The following is a 1,605-nucleotide window of genomic DNA, read 5'->3' as shown; positions in this document are numbered from 1 at the left end:
GAGGTGGACGGGATCCCGCCTGGGCCGGTGGACTATCTCTACCGTCTGCACACCCAGGCAGGGGTAGTGGAGCGACCGGATCCCGCTTCCCGCTGCCAGCCCTACGGCGTCCACGGCCCCTCGCGGGTGGTGGATCCCCGCTTCGACTGGCAGGATCAGGGGTGGAAGGGGATCCCCCTGTCTCAGTGGATCCTCTACGAGCTGCATGTAGGCACCTTTACCCTCGAGGGCACCTTTGCTGCTCTGATCCCTCGCCTGCCGGAGTTGGTGGAGTTGGGGGTAAACGTGCTGGAGCTGATGCCGGTGGCCCAGTTTCCAGGAGAGCGCAACTGGGGCTACGACGGCGTCTACCCCTACGCGGTGCAGACCAGCTATGGAGGAGCGGCAGGCTTCAAAGCCCTAGTCAATGCCTGCCACCAACTGGGTTTGGCCGTCATCTTGGATGTGGTCTACAACCACCTGGGGCCGGAGGGGAACTACCTGCGGGATTTTGGCCCCTACTTCACCGACAAGTACCACACCCCTTGGGGGGATGCCCTCAACTTCGACGACCGCTATTCTGACGGCGTGCGAGAGTTTTTCCTACAAAACGCCGAGTACTGGCTGGAGGAGTTTCATCTCGATGGGCTGCGGCTGGACGCGGTGCATGCCATCTACGACTTCAGCGCCTACCCCTTCTTGCAGGAATTGGCAGAGCAGGTGGATGCCCTAGAAGCTCGCACTGGCCGGCCCAGGGTTCTCATTGCCGAAAGCGACCTCAACGATGTCCGCCTCATCACCCCCCGAGAGCAAGGGGGCTACGGGCTAGATGCCCAGTGGTGCGATGACTTCCACCACTCACTTCACACCCTGCTTACCGGGGAAAAGACAGGCTACTACCAGGACTTTGGCGAATTGGAGCACCTGGCCAAGGCTTACCGGGAGAGCTACGTTTATTCTGGCCAGTACTCCTGCTACCGCGCCAGGCGTCACGGCAACTCCGCTGTTGGGCGACCGGGATCCCAATTTGTTGTCTGCATTCAAAACCACGACCAGGTGGGCAACCGCAGGCTGGGAGAGCGCCTTAGCCAGCTCACCTCTTTCGAGGGCCTCAAATTGGCTGCCGCTGCCCTGCTGCTAGCTCCCATGCTGCCGCTGCTATTTATGGGGGAAGAGTATGGGGAAGTGGCGCCATTTCTGTATTTTGTCAGCCACGGGGATCCCGACCTGGTGGAAGCGGTGCGCCAAGGACGCCGCCGCGAGTTCAGCGCCTTTGCCTGGCAGGGAGAGCCGCCGGATCCCCAAGCTGAAGAGACTTTCTTGCGCTCCAAGCTGAATTGGGAGTTGAAAAAGGCCGGTCACCACCAGGTTCTCTGGAAGTGGTACCAGACCCTGATCCGGCTGCGCAAAACCCAACCGGCTCTCCAGCACTTGGAGCGGGATGGAGTGGAAGTGGAGCTGTTTTCGGGCGCTGGCCTTGCCCTGCACCGCCGCCACGGATCCCAGGCTTTGCTTGCCCTTTTCAATTTCAGCCCCGATCAGCCAGTCACCTATACCCAATGGCCCAGCGGCACCTGGGAGAAGCTTTTGGATAGCCACGAGGCCCAGTGGTTGGGAAAGGGATCC

The 1,605-nt window shown here is 61.1% G+C and carries 1 protein-coding gene; it reads left to right on the top strand.

From position 1 onward, the window contains the following. Window positions 1-1,605, top strand: a 1,605-nt coding sequence (treZ, locus tag NW820_RS12285) for a malto-oligosyltrehalose trehalohydrolase (RefSeq protein WP_414407630.1), incomplete at both ends; no start/stop codon positions are given.

Source organism: Synechococcus sp. R55.7 (assembly GCF_047461955.1).
Classification (GTDB): Bacteria; Cyanobacteriota; Cyanobacteriia; order Thermostichales; family Thermostichaceae; genus Thermostichus.
The sequence above is the reverse complement of the archived record's forward strand: the minus strand, read 5'-3'. Positions and strand labels throughout refer to the sequence as shown.